This window comes from Desulfolithobacter dissulfuricans (assembly GCF_025998535.1).
GTDB classification, from domain to species: domain Bacteria; phylum Desulfobacterota; class Desulfobulbia; order Desulfobulbales; family Desulfobulbaceae; genus Desulfolithobacter; species Desulfolithobacter dissulfuricans.
This window is the reverse complement of sequence record NZ_AP024233.1, coordinates 2,265,198-2,284,602: the sequence shown is the minus strand read 5'-3', so window position 1 is coordinate 2,284,602 and position 19,405 is coordinate 2,265,198. Positions and strand designations below refer to the sequence as shown.

At 58.2% G+C, this 19,405-nt stretch carries 17 protein-coding genes; 9 read left to right on the top strand and 8 right to left on the bottom strand.

Annotated features, from left to right (window positions below; genetic code table 11):
• Window positions 1–2 precede the first annotated feature (2 nt).
• Window positions 3–803, top strand: coding sequence for an ABC transporter permease (locus GF1_RS10135; protein WP_267926433.1), 801 nt, complete (start codon window positions 3–5; stop codon window positions 801–803).
• Between the two features lie 14 nt (window positions 804–817).
• Complete coding sequence (locus tag GF1_RS10130) at window positions 818–3,343, top strand: c-type heme family protein (protein WP_267926432.1); 2,526 nt, start codon at window positions 818–820, stop codon at window positions 3,341–3,343.
• A 194-nt stretch (window positions 3,344–3,537) separates the two neighbouring features.
• On the opposite strand, the gene GF1_RS10125 is transcribed toward GF1_RS10130, so the two are convergent.
• From GF1_RS10125 to GF1_RS10105, 5 genes are all read right to left on the bottom strand, one after another.
• On the bottom strand, window positions 3,538–3,912 hold the full coding sequence (locus tag GF1_RS10125) for a hypothetical protein (RefSeq protein ID WP_267926430.1): 375 nt from the start codon (window positions 3,910–3,912) through the stop codon (window positions 3,538–3,540).
• Window positions 3,913–3,974: 62 nt separating this feature from the next.
• Entirely contained in the window at window positions 3,975–5,621 is a 1,647-nt protein-coding gene (locus GF1_RS10120) for a putative sulfate exporter family transporter (protein WP_267926428.1), read from the bottom strand.
• 102 nt (window positions 5,622–5,723) lie between these two features.
• On the bottom strand, window positions 5,724–6,023 hold the full coding sequence (locus GF1_RS10115) for a DUF5395 family protein (RefSeq protein ID WP_267926427.1): 300 nt from the start codon (window positions 6,021–6,023) through the stop codon (window positions 5,724–5,726).
• Window positions 6,024–6,034: 11 nt separating this feature from the next.
• Window positions 6,035–6,229 (bottom strand): hypothetical protein, encoded by a 195-nt coding sequence (locus GF1_RS10110; protein ID WP_267926426.1) that lies wholly within the window; start codon window positions 6,227–6,229, stop codon window positions 6,035–6,037.
• A 258-nt stretch (window positions 6,230–6,487) separates the two neighbouring features.
• Window positions 6,488–7,894 (bottom strand): sigma-54-dependent transcriptional regulator, encoded by a 1,407-nt coding sequence (locus GF1_RS10105; RefSeq protein WP_267926425.1) that lies wholly within the window; start codon window positions 7,892–7,894, stop codon window positions 6,488–6,490.
• Between the two features lie 137 nt (window positions 7,895–8,031).
• Here GF1_RS10105 and GF1_RS10100 point away from each other — a divergent pair, with 137 nt between their 5' ends.
• The 5 genes from GF1_RS10100 to GF1_RS10080 all read left to right on the top strand — a co-directional run bounded on the left by GF1_RS10100 (window position 8,032) and on the right by GF1_RS10080 (window position 13,964).
• Complete coding sequence (locus GF1_RS10100; protein WP_267926424.1) at window positions 8,032–9,582, top strand: hypothetical protein; 1,551 nt, start codon at window positions 8,032–8,034, stop codon at window positions 9,580–9,582.
• Between the two features lie 92 nt (window positions 9,583–9,674).
• Window positions 9,675–10,067, top strand: a complete 393-nt coding sequence (gene crcB / locus GF1_RS10095; protein WP_267926422.1) for a fluoride efflux transporter CrcB — start codon at window positions 9,675–9,677, stop codon at window positions 10,065–10,067.
• Between the two features lie 3 nt (window positions 10,068–10,070).
• Window positions 10,071–10,421 (top strand): DUF190 domain-containing protein, encoded by a 351-nt coding sequence (locus tag GF1_RS10090; protein ID WP_267926420.1) that lies wholly within the window; start codon window positions 10,071–10,073, stop codon window positions 10,419–10,421.
• A 100-nt stretch (window positions 10,422–10,521) separates the two neighbouring features.
• Entirely contained in the window at window positions 10,522–12,258 is a 1,737-nt protein-coding gene (locus GF1_RS10085) for an FAD-dependent oxidoreductase (protein ID WP_267926418.1), read from the top strand.
• 74 nt (window positions 12,259–12,332) lie between these two features.
• Entirely contained in the window at window positions 12,333–13,964 is a 1,632-nt protein-coding gene (locus GF1_RS10080; RefSeq protein ID WP_267926417.1) for a HEAT repeat domain-containing protein, read from the top strand.
• 76 nt (window positions 13,965–14,040) lie between these two features.
• Here the strand turns inward: GF1_RS10080 and GF1_RS10075 are convergent, their stop codons facing one another.
• The 3 genes from GF1_RS10075 to GF1_RS10065 all read right to left on the bottom strand — a co-directional run bounded on the left by GF1_RS10075 (window position 14,041) and on the right by GF1_RS10065 (window position 15,795).
• Entirely contained in the window at window positions 14,041–14,421 is a 381-nt protein-coding gene (locus GF1_RS10075) for a hypothetical protein (RefSeq protein ID WP_267926416.1), read from the bottom strand.
• A gap of 250 nt (window positions 14,422–14,671) precedes the next feature.
• Window positions 14,672–15,451 (bottom strand): histidinol-phosphatase, encoded by a 780-nt coding sequence (locus tag GF1_RS10070; protein WP_267926415.1) that lies wholly within the window; start codon window positions 15,449–15,451, stop codon window positions 14,672–14,674.
• A 146-nt stretch (window positions 15,452–15,597) separates the two neighbouring features.
• The gene (locus GF1_RS10065) at window positions 15,598–15,795 is read right to left on the bottom strand and encodes a hypothetical protein (RefSeq protein ID WP_267926414.1); all 198 of its coding nucleotides are present in this window, start codon (window positions 15,793–15,795) and stop codon (window positions 15,598–15,600) included.
• Window positions 15,796–16,189: 394 nt separating this feature from the next.
• On the opposite strand from GF1_RS10065, the gene GF1_RS10060 reads away from it, so the two are divergent.
• Complete coding sequence (locus GF1_RS10060) at window positions 16,190–17,173, top strand: YkgJ family cysteine cluster protein (RefSeq protein WP_267926413.1); 984 nt, start codon at window positions 16,190–16,192, stop codon at window positions 17,171–17,173.
• 882 nt (window positions 17,174–18,055) lie between these two features.
• On the top strand, window positions 18,056–19,324 hold the full coding sequence (ltrA, locus tag GF1_RS10055; protein ID WP_267926412.1) for a group II intron reverse transcriptase/maturase: 1,269 nt from the start codon (window positions 18,056–18,058) through the stop codon (window positions 19,322–19,324).
• Window positions 19,325–19,405 lie beyond the last annotated feature (81 nt).

Here is a 19,405-nt window from a genome sequence, read left to right as displayed (position 1 = left end):
ACATGGGGGTGATACAGCTTTCTCCTCTGGACCTGGTCCTGGCCGCATCGCTTGTTTTGCTCCTTGGCCTTACCAGCTACCGGCTGGGGCTGGGGCTTGAACGCCGCCTGGCCATCTCGGCCCTGCGGACCACGGTCCAGCTCCTGCTCATCGGCCAGGTGCTGCGGCTGGTCTTTGCAAATGGCAGTATCTGGTTCGTCCTCGGTATCGCCACGATCATGCTCGCCGTGGCCGGCCGGGAGGTCATGGCCCGGCAGAAATACCGCTTTCCGGGTCTTGGGGGCTGGCTGCTGGGTACCGGTTCGATGTTCATCTCCTCCTTTACCGTGGCCCTGCTGGCCCTGACCGTTATCATCGGCAATGATCCCTGGTACTCCCCCCAGTACGCCATCCCGCTCCTCGGCATGCTGCTGGGCAACACCATGAACGGGGTGGCCCTGTCCATGGACCGGTTCACCGAGACCCTCTGGCAGCAGCGCCAGGTGGTCGAACAGAGGCTGCTGCTTGGGCAGAGCAGCCGGGAGGCCGTGGATGAGATCCGGCGCTCGGCGGTCCGTTCCGGCATGATTCCGATTATCAACTCCATGGCCGCGGCCGGTATTGTCAGCCTGCCCGGGATGATGACCGGTCAGATACTGGGTGGCTCCTCGCCCATGGATGCGGTGAAATACCAGATCCTGATCATGTTCCTGCTCTGCGGCGGCACAGGGTTCGGAACCATGTTCGCCGTGGCCTGGACCTGCCGCCGTCTCTTTGACGACCGGCACCGGCTGCGGATCGACACGCTTTACACGCAAAAATAAAAAACAGGATATTCATGAAGGTCAGGTTTCAGATCGGGCTTGCCTGTATTCTCGTGTTCTTCGGGGCCATCGTCGCCCTGATCACCTATTTTTACGAAAAAAGTTTCTTTGAGGAAGAGACCTTCCAGAAGACCCAGCTGGTCATGGCCGCGGTGGAATCCACCAGGACCTACGTCCATACCACCCTGCGGCCGCGGATGTTTGAGGAACTGGGGCCGGACCGTTTTGTCCTGGAGGCCATGTCTACTTCCTATATCTCGCGGGTGATCATGGATATTTTTCATGAAAAGCTGCCCGAGTTCAATTACCGGCGCAGCGCCATCAATGCCCGTAATCCTGATTTTGAAGCCACCCCGAGAGAGCGGGAGATGATTGCCTGGTTCCGGGACCATCCCGACGAGGAGTTGTGGTTCGGTATGCTCAGGGATCAGGGTGAGGACCGGTTCGTCCAGTTCCGGCCGGTGGAGTTCTCTGCTGAATGCCTGCACTGTCACGGCGATCCAGCCGATGCCCCGGCAGAGATCCGGGCCAGGTACGGGACCGATCTGGGTTTTTACAAAAAGGAAGGTATGATCGGCGGCGTTCAGTCGATATCCATTCCCGCGGGCAGCCAGATGGCCGCCATCCGTGAGGCCGCCCTTCAGGTGTTCAGCTTCATTGTCCTGGTGCTGCTCTTTCTCTATGCCATTATCTGGATATTCTTTGACCGGGTGGTGGTCCGCTCCCTGCGGTCGGTCCTGACCCTGTTCCGGGACAGCCTGGGCGACCGGGAAGGGGAGAAGATTTACCAGCTGGCCCGCAAGGGCGATGAACTGCGAGATCTCCATGTGGCGGCAGAGCTGATGGCCAACCATCTGGCGGAAAGTCGAAGAAAGCTGGAACAGTATGCCCGCCACCTGCAGTCCATGGTCGAACAGCGGACCGAGGCCCTCAAACGGTCCCAGGAGCGGCTGCACCACCAGGTCCGGGCCCGGAACAAGGAGCTGGCCCTGCTCAACACCATTGCCGGTCTGATCACCCAGGCCAGGACCCTGGGAGACCTGCTTCCGGCCCTGCTGCAGGCTGCGCTCAAGGTGATTCCTGCCCGGGGAGCCGGGATCTATCTCTTTGACCGTGGGCAGCAGCAGCTGGAGCTTCGCTGCCAGGAAGGGGACCAGGAACTGGCCCCGAGGCTGGAAATCGATGCGGCCTCCCTGAGTGGCACCCGGGTTACGGATCCGGACGCCATTGCCCGGCTGGTGGCCATCGAGGGGTGTGGCAATATCCGCTTGACCGGGGAGGGAGAAAACCGGGAACTGGGAATCCGGGTCCCGCTGTGCTGCCGGGAACGGCTGCTGGGGATGATGATTTTTTCCGGTATCCAGCTCGAAGACCTGGATGACGCTCTGCAGGCGCTTCTGATCTCCATCGGCCGACAGATCGGTATCACTCTGGAGAGCCTGGAGAGTATTTCCCGGCTGCGCTATTCCAAGGAGCTGTTGCATACGGTTTTCGACGCCATCACCGATCCCATGGCCCTGCTTGACAAGAGCGGTATCGTGCGGATGGTCAACCGGGCCTTTCTGGATCACTGTGGCATGGAAGAAGAGGACATATACGGGCTTTCCATCGAGGCGCTGCCCTGCAGTGTAACCCTGCCCTTTGCCCGCTGTTTCCACAACCTTGATCCCGGTGCCCTCCCTGAATCGACCGAGGTCACCCTGGAGAACGGGGCCGTGTTTGCGGTTTCGCTCTACCCGGTGAAATTTGCCAGCGCCGCCGATGAGGCCATTGTCTGTTTTGCCCGCGATATCACCGAGCAGCAGATGGTGGCCCGGCGAATCCGGCGGACCGAGCGGCTGGCGGCCGTGGGCCAGCTCGCCGCAGGGGTGGCCCATGAGATCAACAATCCCCTGGGTGTTATTCTCTGCTATGCTGATATTCTGAAAAAGGAGATCGGGACCGGTCAGGCCGCTGAAGACCTGGAGGTCATCGAGCGCCATGCCCGGACCTGCCAGCGGATTGTCAGCGATCTGCTCAACTTTGCCCGCAGCCACGAGTCCAGCCGGGACCTGGTGGATATCAAAACCATTGTGCACGATGTGCAGCGGATTCTCAGCCGGCAGATGCAGCGGCAGGGGATATCGTTTGAGCTGGACCTGGCCCCGGATATCCCGCCTTCCTACATGGACCGGGAACGGATCAAGCAGGTGCTGGTCAACCTCCTGATCAATGCCATCCAGGCCATCGGCGAAGACGGAGAAGTCCATGTCGCCGCCCGGGTGATTTCCTCCTCGGACTCCAGTGATTCCCGGGCCCTGGAGATCCGGGTCCGGGACAGCGGCTGCGGCATCAGCCCTGATAGCCTTCCCCTGATCTTTGATCCGTTTTTCACCACCAAGGGCGTGGAGGAGGGTACCGGCCTGGGGTTGTCGGTCAGTTACGGGATCATCGAGGACCACGGCGGCACCATCACCGTGGAATCAGAACCTGGCCAGGGTACGGTGTTCATCATCACCCTGCCGGTGATTGAGGAGGTAACGGGGGATGAAAAAAACTGACGTGCTGGTTCAGGGAAGAATGGGAGGTGAGCGGTGGTGTCCCGGGGAAGGGATAACATCGCGGGCGCCGTGCTCGTGCCTGTTAACGTTCACGTGCACGAGCACGTGAACGGGGCGTGTTGTCCGGTACTGATATGCTGCGCAACTCCCAAAGCCCTGATATTCCCTGAAGAGACCACATCGCTTAGGCCTGCTCAGACTTTGATGCCCCGATCCTGCAGGTCGGGGACGGTGAGATTGTAGCGCTCCAGCAGGCGGATGATTTTGTTTCTTGGCGGGATGTTGCTGAGAAACAACAGCCCGATGAGGAGGAGGAAGAACAATCGGCTGACATTGGAGCTTCCCCGCATGGTACTGATCGCCAGGGGCAGGAAGAGCACCCCCATGTAGAGCATGCGCTCGTAGGCGGTTTTCACCAGCAGCCGCAGTTCGGCCAACCCCTCCTCATCCAGTTCCGGGACCTTGTCCGGTGTCAGGCTGGCGAGTTGGCTGCGCCGTTGCTGGAACAGGTAGATAATGGCTGCCCCCACAAGCAGGTAGAGAATGCCGCTGGTCATTTCCGCTGTCATTTTCCGCTCCCTGTGCCCCGGCCGGTCCGGGACCGGCCGGGTTTTTTTACTCTTTTAAAGGATCAATTGATGGTTGCCCCTGCCAGGGATGCCATGTTGGGGATCTGCATCCCGTGGTGGAACAGGTAGGCGATGATGACCGCCACCGGAATGATGAACAGGAACAGGGCAACAAAGTAGACCCAGACCATCTTGCCGAATTGGGCCTCGGCCAGTTTCTTGAAATCAGTGATAATACCAAGGCTCATGAAGGTCAGCATGAAGAAAAGCTTCCGCATGCCCTTTTCCACCGGCACGGCACCGGCCTTGGCGGCCTTGAGCACCGACATGCCGTCCGCGGCCCCGGCCTGTCCCGGGCCGAAGAAGATGCCCAGGTAGATGAACCAGGCCGCAAAGTAGCCCAGGACAAATTTAGGAAACCGGAACCAGACTTCCGAGAACGGGACCCGGTCTCCCTCGTGCTTTTCGATCTTGTATACCCAGACCAGGGCCAGGATAAAGGCCCACAGGCCGATGAACATGTCGATCCAGATCTTGGTCATGACTGCGGAGGTGGTGATAACACCGCTCATCCAGACCACCTGGCCGTTGGTCTCCTGCTCGACCTTGGTCCGCATGAACTCATCGAGCAGCTCACCGGCCGCTGCGTCGGCGCCATCGGTCTTGACCGCCATACCCATGGCCGAACCGGCGACCAGCGGATCACTGGTGCCCGGCCAGACATGCGTAAAGACACCGGGCAGGATGACCAGCTCGATGACCGCATAGACAACTACCAGGGCCGATACCATGATAGATACCACCGGCCGGGCCCGGACCGCGCCACCGGTGGCCACAGCGGCGGAAACACCGCAGATGGAGATGGCCGAGGCCAGGACTGCGGCTGTCTTTCTGGGCAGTTTGAAGATGAGCCGGGAGATGGAGTAGACGCCCGGCCAGAAGATAAGATAGGCGACAACCGTGGCCGCGGCCCCGGCGGTGAACAGGTCAAAGGTGAGGTTGGCCATTTCATGGCCGATCTGGGCACCTTTGCTGCCGAGGTGGGCGGTCTGGAGAACGGCCTTGATCGGCAGGTAGCCGACCTTGACCCCCAGAAATACTATGGCGGTCTTGATGAACCACTCGGGCTTGGCCGCCTCGCTCAGGTAGCGGGCCAGGGGTTTGAAGAAGTTACCTATGATCAGGCCGACAATGAGGGCCAGGATGAACGAGGCCCCGCCGCCCAGGGAGAGGGTAAACATCTGGGGGAAGTGACTCTTCTTCAGGTCAACCACCGAGGCGGAGAAAAAGGCGTGGTGGCCGATGAACCAGACAAAATAGGTCAGGAAAAAAATGATGGTCCAGCCAACCACGTACCGTTTCACATCCCATTTCTGGAAATAGGCGCCGATGGTGGTCGCCACGGTGAAAACGACATAGGTTACCAGGATGGAACCGATGGGTCCCAGGGCCTTGTAGGTATCCTTGGCGGTCAGACTGTACTTGCCGCCCAGGGCGTAGAAGGCCTTGTCAATGGTGACGATTTTCTTGGCAATGGCCCCGTCGGGCAGGCTGAAGACCCATTTCTTGGGATAGGCGATCCAGCCGACCAGGTCGATGCCGGCCAGGGTGAGCAGGCCAAGGCCAAAAAAGGTGAGGCCGAGCCACACTGCCCACCAGTCTTCGGTTGTGAGCATGCCTGAGTACCAGGCGCGTTGTGTTTTTGCCATTTTTCTATTCTCCTCCCTTCATGGTTTGTTCTTGAAACATAACCGGATATGATGGGCCGGGAAGGACCCGGACGCCGCCTTCCGGTTACAGCTCCGGTGAGCTCAGCTGTACCTGAGCGGCAGTTCAAGAATCCGGTTGAAGTAATGATTCATGAATGGCCGCATCCAGCCGGGAATCATCTCGTTGTCACTGGTCATGAAGACCTCGAGCGGTTCCTGTTTCCACGCGTGTTCCAGGGCTGATTCCAGCTTGCGGTCCAGCTCGTCGAGTGTGGGGGCGGACAGTGAGGCCAGCTGGTCACCGGACAGGGTCCAGTTGCGGCCATCGTGACCAAGGATCAGTTCAATGGTTTTTCGGTTCTTTTCGGTTCTCTTTATCTTTGCTTTCCATCGGGTGAACATGGCTGTTCCTCTCAGTGGAGAATGGATGAGGGGACAAGCATCAAGCCGACGACCAGGGCAATGGCCGCGGCGATCAGCGAGCCCAGGACCAGCTTGGTCTCCACCGGTTCCCAGGGCTCGGCGCCTTCGAGAACACTGCTGGTGTCCATTTCGCCACCGGACAGGGTCCCGGATCCACTGGAATCCATCTGTTTCTTCTCTGTCATGACTACCTCCGTCTTAAAGCATGGTTTACGATTTTCCCGTCCGCTCGATGCGCGCGGTACGGGCGTTTTATCTACAGCCTGGAAATAGCAATAGGTATGCCGTCCCGGAGACGGTATGGGATCAGGTATTTAACTCTTTGATAGGATGAATAAATTTTTTTGATCAACCGGGAGGGCGGGTCGGGAAAAGGACTGTGGAAGGGAAAAAACAGCAGTATTCAGATGACAGTGTCAGATTTTTTTTGCAGGCAGGGGGGATCAGGACCGGGCGGTGCGGAACTGCTGGGCCGAGATGTTGTATTTGCGGAGCAGATGCTGGAGGGACTGGCGTTCCAGGCCGCATTCCCTGGCAGCCTGGCTGACATTGCCGCCGGTGCGTTTGAGCAGTCCGGTGAGGTACCTGGTGCTGAACAGCCGCAGGGCCTGGTCCTTGGCGCTGCGGTAGTCCATGTTGAGCAGGGCCTCCATGTCGGTCTCGTCGCAGGTACAGGGATTGTCTTCCAGGGCGAGGTCCTGCGGCTGTATGACCGGGCCGGGGGCGAGGAGCACGGCCCGTTTGATGGTGTTCTGCAGTTCCCGGACATTGCCGGGCCACCTGGCCTGGCAGAGTTGGCGCACGGCCTCGGGCGAGAGGGTCTTGGGTTCCCGGTTCAGTTCCCGGCAGTAGCGGGTGAGAAAATGTTCGGCCAGGAGCGGAATGTCCTCGCACATGGAACACAGGGGCGGCATGTGGAGGGTGATCTCGCTGAGCCGGTAGTAGAGGTCTTCGCGGAACTGGCCCTGGCGCATTTTCTCCTGGAGATCCTGATTGGTCGAGGCGATGATCCGCACGTCGATCCTGCGGGTCCTGGTACCTCCCACCGGGCGGATTTCACGCTCCTGGAGGACGCGAAGCAGTTTTGTCTGCAACCCGATGGGCAGGTCGCCGATTTCATCGAGAAACAGAGTGGAGCCGTCGGCGGCGGCAAAGAGCCCGGGATGGTCCTTGTCCGCGCCGGTGAAGGCGCCTTTTTTATGGCCAAACAGTTCGCTTTCCAGCACCGCTTCCGGCAGGGCCGGGCAGTTGACGGCGATCAGTTCCCGGTCGCCCCGGTCGCTGAGCCGGTGGATGGTCTTGGCCGCCAGCTCCTTGCCGGTTCCGGACTGGCCGGTGATAAGTACCGAGATATTGGAGGCTGCCACCAGCTTGATCACCGACAGAACCTGGCTCAGGGCGGGACTCTGGCCGATGAAGCGCCCGGTTTCGCGCTGGGCCTTGATCTGGCGTTCCAGGATGACGTTTTTCTGGAGCAGGTGGCGTCGTTCCAGGCAGTTGCCGATGAGGTGGAAGAGCTGCTGGTGGTTGAGTGGTTTGGTGATGAAGTCATAGGCTCCCTGCTGCAGGGCCTTGACTGCCTGGTCTATGGAGCCGTAGGCCGTCATCAGGATGACATCGGTTCCAGGGAATTCGTCCCGGATCCGCTGTAGCAGGGTCATGCCGTCCATGTCCGGCATGCGGATGTCAGAGAGGACAATCTGGACATCCTGGCTCTGGAGCAGGTCCAGGGCCTTGTGCCCGCAGTCAGCGGTCAGGACCTCGCAGTCCAGCGAGCTGGCGGCAAGACGCTTGAGTCCGGCCAGCAGGTCGATCTCGTCGTCAACAATGAGCAGGGTATCGGCAACCATAGTTTAGGGGGCCATCAAAGATGAGAATCCAGGTTTGTACCAGTATGCATTGTACGCAACCTGATCCCGGTTGACAAGGATCCCCTTTCGCGGCAAGGTAGCCACCAGGTGTGATTTCGAACAGCAAGAGGCGCGAATTGGCAGCAGGGAAGACCAGAAAAATAAAAATACTGTGGATAACCGGTCTGTTCACTGTCGGGCTGTTTTTTATCTTTCTGCCTGCCATTCTCTCCTCCCCGGTGGTCCTGGACCTGCTTCGCCAAGAGCTCCGTTCGCGCCTGGCCATCACCCTGGAGCTGGGCTCCTGCTCCTTTGGCTGGTTTCGGGGCCTGGAAATCCGCAACCTGACCTGCCAGAGTCCGGAGCTGGGTGTACGGGTTATTGTTCCCCGGATGACCGGTAGCCGCGGGCTGCTTGCCCTGGTTGCGGCGCCGAAAAATCTTGGAGTCTTCACCCTCGAGCAACCGGTTTTTCAGGTCGAAACCCGGCCCTGGACCCTGTCTCCGTCCCGGAGTACCGGGCAGAAGGCCAGCGGCGAGGCCGTCCAGGAAACCGGGTTTCTCCCGCCCTGGGACGATCTGCTGGTGCAGCTTCGTATAATCGATGGCGCCATCCAGCCTGCGAGGCAGCCCGCGGAGCCCCCGGATCGGTTCCGCCTCCAGGCCGCCCTGGAAAGCGGCACCATCACCTTTTCCTCTTCCGTGCTTCTGGCCCTGGGCGATGGCCAGGTGGTCACGGTCAGGGGACGTGTCAACCTGCCGCCCGCCCACTTGGGGCTGAACGGTGATGCCCTGGTGATCAAGGCCAGTGTCAGGGCGCGTCATTTTGTCCTCACTCCACTGCTGGAGCAGCTTTCCAGGCGTACCGGATGGCCGGTGAGCGGTGATGGTTTTCTGGATCTGGACCTTGAGTACAGCTATTCGGGCTCCAGGTACCGGCTGGAGAGCCAGGCCAGGGTCAAACAGTTCTCTCTGTCCTGCCGGCAGGAGAACATTCTGCCCCGGAGCCCTCTCGAGGGCCGGTTGATCCTGGATGGTGCAGGCGGCTGGCCAGGGGCGGGATTACCCCTGGAAGGACGACTGCAGCTTGAATCCTGGCCTGGCCGGTTCTGGCTTGATCTTGAGGACTTCTCTGCCTTTGGTCCCATGGGCATGGATGGTCGCTGCCGGCTCGGTCTGACCATGGATCTGGAGCGGCTTGCCACCATCCTGCACCAGGGGCAATGGCTCGACCCGGAGGTGCGTCTTGATGGGAGGCTGCAGATGCAGGGTACAGGCTACCTCGAGGATGGTCTGCTGGTGTTGCCGCAGCTGCAGCTGTCCGTGGAGCAGCTGGTCTTCCGTGATCCTCTCGACAGTGTCGAGGAACCACGTCTCGTGGTCCAGGGTGGCCCGGAGGTGGGTCCCGGTCCGGTGGTCATGGCGGTCGGCCCTCTGACAGTGGCTGCGGCCATGGAACCCTGGTTCCGGGCCGGCGCTGGCCATACGGCGGTTGATTTGACCGGTCATACTGTGTATCTTCGGGGATTACGTGTTCAAACCAGTGCTGGAACCATCACCCTGGATGAGCTGGTTTTTGACGACTGGTCCCGCTTCCTGCCCGGAGCGGTCCAGATATTGAAAGAACAATCTGATTACCATCAATCTTCAGCATTGAAACCGGTATCGGTGGCTGAATTTCAGTGGTAATCACAAAGAACAATGAGCCCGGTCCGCGGACCGGGAATCCGTCTGGAGCCCCGGGCTGGAGGCGGACCTCCGATCACCTTGCAACAGATGTCATGGAATCATTGAGCAGACTGGCCATTATCGGCATGGGCGGCTTCACCGGCGCGGTACTGAGATACCTGGTCAGCGGCTGGGTTCAGGACCGTTCCGGGTCCATCGTCTTTCCTTTTGGCACCATGGCGGTAAATATGCTCGGCTGTCTGGTCATCGGCCTGCTTTCCCAGCTGGTGGAAACCAGGGGCATGCTGTCTGTGGAGACCCGCGCTTTTGTGCTCATCGGTCTGCTTGGGGCCTTCACCACTTTTTCCACCTTTGGCAACGAAACTCTGAACCTGATCCGGGATGGCCGTATAGGGCTGGCCACGGCCAATGCCGGCTCCCAGGTTATCATCGGCCTCTTGATGGTCTGGTTTGGCCGGATGATAGCATCCGGTATGTGGAGGTGATCTATGGAACTGCCCAGAGAAGGATACATGCTGCGGGTGATCATTGGCGAAGATAACCGGTGCGAAGGTAAACCGCTCTACGAGTGGCTGGTGCTCAAGGCCCGGGAATGCGGGATTGCCGGAGCAACGGTGATCCGGGGTATGATGGGCTACGGCGCCAATTCCCGGATCAAGACCGCATCTATCCTCCGCCTGTCCGAAGACCTGCCGGTGATTGTCGAGTTCATTGATACCCGGGATATGCTGGAACAGTTTTTCGAGATCATAGATCCCATTCTCGACGACGGCCTGGTCACCTTTGAAAAAATGCATATCCGTCTGTACCGGGGGAGGCGAACCGGCCCGGGCGCCTGATGGCCGATCTCTGCACCCTGTACCCGGCTGCTCTTTCAATCCGGGTTCTCTGTTTTTTTGAGTTTTCCGTAACTTTTTCTTTTTTGCACAGGAGGAGAAAATGAGTGAGGTCAAGAAAGTTCTCATCATCGGCGGGGTGGCTGCCGGACCCAAGGCGGCTTGTCATCTGAAAAGGGTCAAGCCCGGATGGGAGGTGACCGTTGTCGATCAGGATTCTCTCATATCTTATGGCGGCTGCGGCATTCCCTACTATGTCTGTGGTGATGTCTCCGACGAATCCGAACTCCGTTCCACCTCGTTTCACATGATCCGGGATGAGAAGTTCTTTGCCGATGCCAAGGGGGTCACGGTACTGACCCGGACCCGGGCCCTGTCCATCAACAGAGAGGAAAAAAAGGTACTGGTGGAAAATCTGGACACCGGCGAGCAGAGTGAGCTGCCCTATGACAAGCTCATGCTGGCCACCGGCGCCCGACCGGTGGTCCTGCCCGTTCCCGGCACGGATCTGGACGGGGTCTTCACCATCTCTGATCTCCACAAGGCCATCGAGATCAAGAAAAGGATCGCCCGGGGCATGGTGGAAAAAGCCGTGGTTATCGGCGGTGGTGCCATCGGCGTGGAGATGGCCGAGGCCCTGACCGACCTCTGGGGGGTACAGACTTCTCTGGTGGAGTTCATGCCTCAGCTGCTGCCGCGGATCGTGGACTGGGAGTTCGCCGCCATGCTCAAAACCCATCTGGAAGAGAAGGAAGTGGCGGTCTATACCGGCGAGGGTGCAACTGAGCTGATCGGCAACGGGGATGGGCACGTGGTGGCGGTCAAGACGCCGGAGCGGACCCTGGAGGCTGATCTTGTGATCATGGCCGCCGGCGTGCGGCCGCGCAGCGAGCTGGCCAGGGAGGCCGGCCTTGCTGTGGCCCCCTGGGGCGGTATCGTGGTCAACCGCAGGCTGCAGACCACGGATCCCGATATCTATGCCGCCGGTGACTGCATCGCCACCACCAACCTGATCACCGGCAAGGAGACCTATGCGCCGCTGGGTTCGCTGGCCAACCGGGAGGGGCGCATTGTCGGCGACAACATGGCCGGCATCCCGTCCACCTTTGACGGGGTGGTCGGCTCCTTCATCATGAAGGCCTTTGATCGGTGTATCGCCGCCACCGGCCTGACCTACGAGGCTGCCCTGGCCGAGGGGTTCGAGGCGGATTATGCCCTCACCGCCCCCTCGGACCGGGCCCATTTCTTTCCCGGCGAGGCCATTGTCGTCTACCAGATGGTTTTTGATAAACGGACCAGGAAGGTCCTGGGGCTGCAGGGATTCGGGATGATGAACGATTCCATTTCCGCCCGGATCGACACCGCGGCTGCCCTCATCAGCAAGGGGGCGACCATTGAGGACTTTATCACCGTGGAAATGGCCTATGCGCCGCCTTTTTCCGCCGCTGTCGATTCAATTAATGCGGCGGCCTTTGTGGCCGATAATATCTGTGCCGGCCGGCTCAGGAAGGTGTCCATGCGCCGTTTCCTGGCCTGGATGGAGGACTTCTCCCGGGAACCGGACTGGGCGGCCCTGGACATCCGCCATCCGCTGGAAGCCACGCCCTTTGTGGAGAAATTTGGCGCCGAGCGGTGGGTGGCGGTGCCCTATGCCGAGGTCCGGAAACGGTACCACGAGATTCCCGACGACAAGACCCTGATCATCCTCTGCGACGCCGGTACCAGGTCCTTTGAGGTACAAGTCTTCCTTGACCATCTTGGAAAAACGAATACCATGGTACTAAGCGGTGGTTTTAACGTGATCCGCCGCATCGGGGTGGACTGGATTCCGCAGCAGTAGGCCTCGGCCAGCCCCGGGGGCGGTTGACCGGCCCCCGGGGCGAGATAAACTTTCCAAGGAAAAGGAGTGGATGAATGGCAGATGTGAATCCCGAACACATGGTTCAGGAGATCCGGGACAATATCAAGACCGGCGACACCCTCAAGGCCCGCCTTGTCCTGAATCATCTAGCGGATGTGGACAAGACAACCCAGAACCGTATTCTCTACGAACTGTCCAGGGCCGAGCCCAGGTTCAGTGTTCGGCTTCTCAATTATCTGCTCACCACCCAGCCCGAGCTTTGTGAATCCCTGCCCGTGGTCCGGGAAACCCTGATATCCCACCTGATCGCCTATCCGGAGGTGCTCATCGAGAGTTTGCGCGACCCACAGATCGAGGATAAGACCATCATGATCGAGACCGCCGGTGAGCTGCGGCTCGAAGAGGCGACCCAGGCGCTGATCGATCTGCTCGGCGAGACCGATGATTCCCTGCAGATCAAGCTGATCATCGAGACCCTGGGGCTGATCGGCGATCCCCAGTGTATCAATACCCTGACCGATTATCTCTACTCGGCGGACCGGGAGCTGATCATCACCGCCATCCATGCCCTGGGAATGGTGGGCACCCCCACGGCCATGCATCGTCTGGCCGAACGGATGGGGACGGATAACGAGCTCGATTTTCTGATCCTCGGCATCTTTGCCGATGTCCAGGACTCGGTCTCGCTGGAAAAATTAAACGACACCCTCCGGTCCCATTACGCCCATATGCGGACCTATGCCAAGGAGGAGCTCATCCGGATCGGGGTCAAATCGGTGCCGGTGCTCATTGAAAATCTCAAGGAAGAGGACGATGACCTGCTCATCCATACCCTGAACGTACTCGGAGATATCGGGGATGAGAGCGCCATCATGCCGATCCGCAAACTGTTGAACAGCGAGCCGCGCAACCCCAACGTCCGGTTTGCCGCCTACGAGGCCCTGGCCAGGCTGCCGCTGCGCAAGGGCGCCTACACCCTGGCCGCCGGGCTGACCGATCCCGAGGACCATGTCTGCATTGCCGCGGCCCGGGCCATTGATCGGAATTTCAACGAAATTCTGGCCGCGGGAATAAAGAACCTGGTCAAGAACGACAGCGACGAAGCGCGCCATATCGTCAAGATCATCGTCAATGCCCAGGTGGACAATGTCTTCCTCAGCCTGGCCGGAGAAGAGTATTTTCAGGAAAAGGCCCTTATCTATCTGCCCCATGCCCACAAGGATATTCGCGACCACTACGTACGACTGCTCAAAAAACATGGTCTGGACAGCTTTGCGGCCCGGATCGGTGACGGGACCGTCGATGCCGCCGGCAGACGGCAGAAGATCTGTGCCGTGGATGACTCACGGATGATCCTTAACATCTACAAGGCCACCCTGCATGAGCTTGGCTTTGAGCCGGTCCTGTTCGAGTTCCCGGCCGGGGCCCTGGAGTGGCTTGAAAAGGAGAAACCGGCCCTGGTCCTGACCGACCTGAATATGCCGGAAATTACCGGTATTCAGCTTACTGAAAAGATCCGCGAGAAGTATGGGCCCTCAGAGCTGCCCATTATCATGGTGACCACCCAGGGGGATGCCCAGGATCATGAGGCGGCGCAGAAGGTCGGTGTGAACGATATCCTGATCAAGCCCTTCAATGCCGAGTCCCTGAAAAAGGCCATGGGTAAATATATAACGGTTTCCTGAGCCGGGACCGTCCTGCGAAAGGCAGGGAAGGAAAACAATAGGGAAGCGGATTACCGGACGGTACCCGCTTTTGTCGTCAATGGAGTATGGGGCCGTTGTGCGAACCGGTTTCGGCCCTCTGGCTGAGCCGGTTCCTGATGGTGCCGCCGGCGTCGGACAGGACCAGATCGGCCAGGAAGCAGATTGCCCTGGCCGAGGGATGGGAACGGAATTTTTCCGTATTCATGATCTCCTGGATGGAAACCGGTGTGTCCGCCTGCCATATCCGGTGGAGAACTGTTTCCATGTCCATGCCGGACATGCGGAGCCGGGCCAGATCGGTGGCGTAAAAGCCCATGGCAGGATTCTTCCTGGTGATTCGCAGGACCAGTTCCTGCAGGTTTTCCAGAGGCTCCCTGAGTACCAGGGCCGATATGGTGAGCCAGTGCCTGGTCTGGTCGCTGATGACCTGTTTCATTTTTCTTCTCTCCCCTCCGACATGGTTTCTCTCTGTCAGACTGTGATGTCCCTGGCCGGTTGTTGCCCGGACCGGTTCAGGACCTGCTGGCCTCCTTGCCGATTTATTATGCCGGACGGTTCTCACAAAATTATCACATTTCCCGGGGGTGAGGATTTTTTTTGGGTCTGCTGCTTACTTTCTCCCGGAAGGGATATGGTGGAACCTGGTGGCTGATTCCGGCTGGGAGCCGGTCGAGGACAGGGTCTGGTCAGCTGCCGCTGTTGAGGAGACGGGCCAGGTCTTCGAAATGGCGGCCCACCTGCTCGGGATGGTGGGCATCGGAGCCGGCAGCCAGGGGAATGGCACGGTCCCTGGCTCTGGCGATGATGTCCGGCGAGGGATAGGGAAGGTCGCGGATGGGAAAGCCGGAGGTGTTGATCTCCAGGGAAATGTTACGGGCAGCCATGAGATCGAGCAGAGTGTCGATCTGGCGCTGGTGGGAGGGCAGGAGCCGATACCCTGGATGGTGACGCATGACCGCGTCCAGGTGGCAGAGCACGTCGCACTCCAGCTCCTGTACCGCTTGAATGAGACCGCTCAGGTAGTCGCTGGTCACCTGTTCGACGCCGATTCGGCCCAGGGCTGTCATGTTTTCCCGCCTCCGGCTGACCAGATTGTAATGACGCGAGCCCACGCGGTAGAAATGGTAGGAAAGGCCGATCCGTTCAAAGGGCCAGCGCGCAAGCCGGGCCTGCATGAGGTCCACGGCCTCGGGATTATAGCCCGCCTCTACCCCCAGCTCAATGGTGAGCTGGCCGCCATATTTATCCTGCAGCCGGTAACCTTCGGCGAAATAGCTGTTGAAATCCTGATCCCGCAGCCAGGTTCGCTGCGGATAGGAGATATCTGCTTCCAGGTGTTCGAGAAAGGTCAACCGCGTCAGGTTGCGCTTGAGCGCAGCCCGGACATAGTCTTCCATCTCGCCCCGGGCATGGTTACACAGCAGGGTGTGGACGTGGGTATCGGATGTGAGATCGCAGTCAGTCACGAAACAGGGCCTGGTATCGGCAACGGGAAGAGAACAGGGTTACGCTTTCTTCTGCCACGTACCACCAGGTGGAAAGGGGGCACCGGCGATGTTCAAGGCCGGCTGACGGGGTGATTCTGGAATCCAGGTGATCGGCAACCGCCGACTCAGGCATTGCCCCGGGGAAAGAAATGGATCACTCCATCAATGTCCGAGGTGTCACAGATGTCACCGAGTTCCAGTTCGATTTCAATGAAGTCTTCCATCCCTTTCATCTCAAGAGAGAAGGAGGGACCATCGGGCAGATGGTAGATCAGCGTTTCCACCTTGCTCAGGTCAATGGGGGTGGTAAAAATTTTTTTCATTTGTGGGTGGTATATTTAAGGTCTGAAAATCATGTTTCATGAGAGTGGAGTAAATATATATACTTTTCATGGAAATGGCAAGGAGTCCCCGCCCTGGCTGGTGGAAAGGCCATCCGAATTTTTTTATCCATTCCTCTGGCCAGTGGTCTTATCGTTTGACAGAAAACAAGGAGATGGTACAATAAAAATTTGTGTTTTCTGCCTGCTTTCAAAGAGCTGCGGGCGGGCCCGGCCGAACTCAGGTCGGAGTGAGACAGTGTTTCGGCGGGGAAACCACGTGGGGGCAGGACCAGGAGATGCGAGCTGTCATGGGCTTGCCTCTTTTGGCCCGCAGACGGGATATCCCCTTGATTCTGTTGCCAAAGACAAACCTTTATAAAGGATACTGCATAGCATGACAGAGACAAAAAAGAGTTTTATAAGCAAAGAAAAAGATTTTACCAAGATAACAGACAAGAATCCCTCTCATATCCTGCCGGAGAAACTGACCCTGGACTCCCATCTCCAGTTCCAGTGTCATCCCGGTGTTTCCTGCTTTACCGCCTGCTGTCATAATATCAAGATCGTCCTCACCCCGTACGATATTCTTATTCTGCGGAAACGCCTCGGAATCCCGGCCCATGAATTCATCATGAAATACACCGAGCCCACATACCTGGAAAAGACCGACATGCCGGGTGTCCAGATCAAGTTGACCGAAGAGAAAAAGGCCTGCCCTTTTGTGACGCCCGAGGGATGCACGGTCTATTCGGATCGTCCGTCCGCCTGTCGGTACTATCCGGTGGGTATGGCTGATTTCCATGAAGGGGGCAGCAACGACGCCAAGGAAGAGAAGTTTTTCTTCATTGTCAAGGAGCCGCACTGCAAGGGTTTTGAAGAGCCCAAGCACTGGACCATCGGCGAATGGCGTGCTGATCAGGGCGTGGATTTGCGGGACGAGATGAACAAGGAGTGGCTGCGTCTGGTCATGCGCCGCAAGTCCTTTGGCCATCAGGCCTCCCTGTCCGAGGCTGCCAAGCGGATGTTCTTCATGGCCTCCACCGATCTCGATTCCTTTCGTAAGTTCATCTTCGAGAGTTCCTTCCTCGACACCTACGAGGTGGACCAGGAGACTTTGGACAAGATCCGGGAAGATGATATCGAGCTGATGCTGTTCTCGTTTAAATACCTGGCCAACACTCTGTTCGGGGCCGAGGGCCTGAAGATCAGGGATGAGAAGATCAAGAAGAAGGTAGAAGAGATCAAGAAACGCCAGGACGAGGCCCTGAAGAAGGCCGAGCAGGAGTACCTGGAGCTCAAGGCCGAACGTGAGCGGTTGAAAAAAGAACAGGAAAAACGGGCCAGGGAACTGGCCGCCCAAAAGGAAGCCAAAGGCTGATGCCATCTCCCTGCGCTGCTTGCAGGTAAGCGTAGACTCCGGGTAAGCGTAGACTCCGGGGTAACTGCTTCTGGCTCCCCCGTCCCGGGCGGATCAGCAGCAGGCATCATACTGCACAAAAAAAGCCCCTCCATTGCTGGAGGGGCTTTTTTTAGTTTGCCCGGCATGGCGGGCAAACCCAGCCTGTGTTAAGCAGGCGTCACCCTGACCAGGGGGAAGACAATCCGAGTCGTAAGGGCGTTGCTGGTAACGGCAGGGTCTGAAGGAAGCGATAGGAGGTGAGCGGCACATAGCGCAAGCGAACCTGATTCGGCGTATCAGGAGGGTAAGCGTCCTAAATAGCGCGAAGCCCGATACCTGGTCAGTCCTGATACGTGATTGAGGATGCGGTCGCTCACAGGGAGTTCGCCTTAACCGGGGAAGCCTTGCACTGTTTCCGCATTAAGCGGAAAAAGAGAAGCACAAGGAGAAATCCAAGGCGGATCGAAGCGGTGTGAGGTGGCAGATGATTCCGTAGTAGTGATGAAATTCCGGCCTGTGAAGCCTGGTAACAGTGTGGAGGATAAAACCGGGATGACCCAACGGCCTGGTTCGTTGGGGGCAGTTATGAGCCAAAAGCCATATCTGTTGCGAAGGGATGAAGTTTATTTGAAGGTTTTCCGGAATCTATGGACACCTGGCAGACTGAACACAAGCCGTCCGACGGGACGGGGCACGCTATCGGCGGTATGCCGTGACAGGTCCTCTGCCGATTTTGGCCGTTCATCGGAGTAGATGGGAGTGTTGATCGTATATTGCCCATGAGGATAGAAAGCGGTCGCGCCCATTGAAGAACCGAAGTCTCCACGTGGAAATAGAGGAAGGGAAACGCAGGACAGGAGCATGGTTGACGTCTGGTACAGCCTATATGATCGAATGCTGAGCCGGGAGAACCTGGTCAAGGCATTCTACAAGGTGAAATCCTCGAAAGGAGCTGCCGGTATAGACGGCCAGTCCATCGATGATTTTGCCGGATCACTTGCGACCAATATCGATCATCTCCTGACGGAACTGCAGGACAAGAGCTACCAGCCGCTGGCCGCGCGACGGGTGGAGATCCCGAAGCCGAACGGCGGGAAACGGCTACTCGGCATACCTGCAGTCCGTGACCGTGTGGTACAGCAGGCCCTGCTGGATATACTTCAACCAATATTTGACCGCGATTTCCATCCGTCGAGCTACGGCTACCGTCCTGGTCGGAGTTGTCACCAGGCAATCAGCAAAGCCACGATGTTCATCCGGACGTACGAGCGGAAATGGGTAGTGGACATGGATCTGTCGAAATGCTTCGACACGTTGAACCATGACCTGATCCTTGCCTCGTTCCGTCGCCGGGTCAGTGATGGAAGTATTCTTGGTCTGCTGGAGAAGTTTTTGAAAAGCGGAGTTCTGACAGGAGATGGTTGGCAGGCCAGCGAGGTCGGCAGTCCGCAGGGCGGAGTTATCAGCCCGTTGATTGCCAACGTATACCTTGATTCCTTCGATCAGTTTATGAAGAATCGTGGCCACCGCATCGTCCGCTATGCGGACGACATCCTGATCCTGTGCCAGTCAAAGAGCGCAGCCGAAAATGCACTGAACCAGGCCAGTCGTTATCTTGAAGAAGAACTGCTGTTGACCGTCAACCAGGAAAAGACCCATATAAGCCACAGCCTCAAAGGGATTAAATTTCTCGGAGTTTGTATCCACTCCGTGATGACCCGAATACAGCGAGGCAAGGTGAGGGCCTTCAAGGCGAAGGTCAAGGCGATGACCCGGCGTAACTCCCCGGTGAACCTTGAGAAGGTGATAGCCGATCTCAACCGGTTGCTGAGGGGTTTTGCCAACTACTTTCGGATAGCGAACTGCAAGGGAGAGTTTTCTCGGCTGATGAGGTGGATCAGAAGACGGCTGCGTGCTGTTCAGTTGAAGCTGTGGAAAAAGCCGCGCAGGCTACACCGCAGACTGAGACAGCTGGGCTATAGAGGAGAGTTCAAAAGTATCAAGATGGACTCCTGGGCCAATGCAGCAAGTCCACTGAGCCATTATGCCCTTCCCAACAGCTGCCTGCATGGGGAAATGGGGCTCTTTGACCTCGCATCTGTACAGACCGGAATTTCTGTTTCAGTATGAAGGAAAATAAACAGGAGCCGTATACGAGGCCCGTACGTACGGTTCTGTGAGAGGGATGAGGCAAGCTTAATTACCTTGCCT

What these genes read in the sequence shown, in the direction of transcription:
- GF1_RS10135 (WP_267926433.1), top strand. Translation starts at nt 3, where the DNA reads ATGGGGGTGATACAGCTTTCTCCTCTGGACCTGGTCCTGGCCGCATCG.
- GF1_RS10105 (WP_267926425.1), bottom strand. Translation starts at nt 7,894, where the DNA reads ATGGTTGCCGATACCCTGCTCATTGTTGACGACGAGATCGACCTGCTG.
- GF1_RS10125 (WP_267926430.1), bottom strand. Translation starts at nt 3,912, where the DNA reads ATGACAGCGGAAATGACCAGCGGCATTCTCTACCTGCTTGTGGGGGCA.
- GF1_RS10120 (WP_267926428.1), bottom strand. Translation starts at nt 5,621, where the DNA reads ATGGCAAAAACACAACGCGCCTGGTACTCAGGCATGCTCACAACCGAA.
- GF1_RS10060 (WP_267926413.1), top strand. Translation starts at nt 16,190, where the DNA reads ATGACAGAGACAAAAAAGAGTTTTATAAGCAAAGAAAAAGATTTTACC.
- GF1_RS10075 (WP_267926416.1), bottom strand. Translation starts at nt 14,421, where the DNA reads ATGAAACAGGTCATCAGCGACCAGACCAGGCACTGGCTCACCATATCG.
- GF1_RS10080 (WP_267926417.1), top strand. Translation starts at nt 12,333, where the DNA reads ATGGCAGATGTGAATCCCGAACACATGGTTCAGGAGATCCGGGACAAT.
- GF1_RS10065 (WP_267926414.1), bottom strand. Translation starts at nt 15,795, where the DNA reads ATGAAAAAAATTTTTACCACCCCCATTGACCTGAGCAAGGTGGAAACG.
- GF1_RS10115 (WP_267926427.1), bottom strand. Translation starts at nt 6,023, where the DNA reads ATGTTCACCCGATGGAAAGCAAAGATAAAGAGAACCGAAAAGAACCGA.
- GF1_RS10090 (WP_267926420.1), top strand. Translation starts at nt 10,071, where the DNA reads ATGGAACTGCCCAGAGAAGGATACATGCTGCGGGTGATCATTGGCGAA.
- GF1_RS10110 (WP_267926426.1), bottom strand. Translation starts at nt 6,229, where the DNA reads ATGACAGAGAAGAAACAGATGGATTCCAGTGGATCCGGGACCCTGTCC.
- ltrA (WP_267926412.1), top strand. Translation starts at nt 18,056, where the DNA reads ATGGTTGACGTCTGGTACAGCCTATATGATCGAATGCTGAGCCGGGAG.
- crcB (WP_267926422.1), top strand. Translation starts at nt 9,675, where the DNA reads ATGGAATCATTGAGCAGACTGGCCATTATCGGCATGGGCGGCTTCACC.
- GF1_RS10085 (WP_267926418.1), top strand. Translation starts at nt 10,522, where the DNA reads ATGAGTGAGGTCAAGAAAGTTCTCATCATCGGCGGGGTGGCTGCCGGA.
- GF1_RS10130 (WP_267926432.1), top strand. Translation starts at nt 818, where the DNA reads ATGAAGGTCAGGTTTCAGATCGGGCTTGCCTGTATTCTCGTGTTCTTC.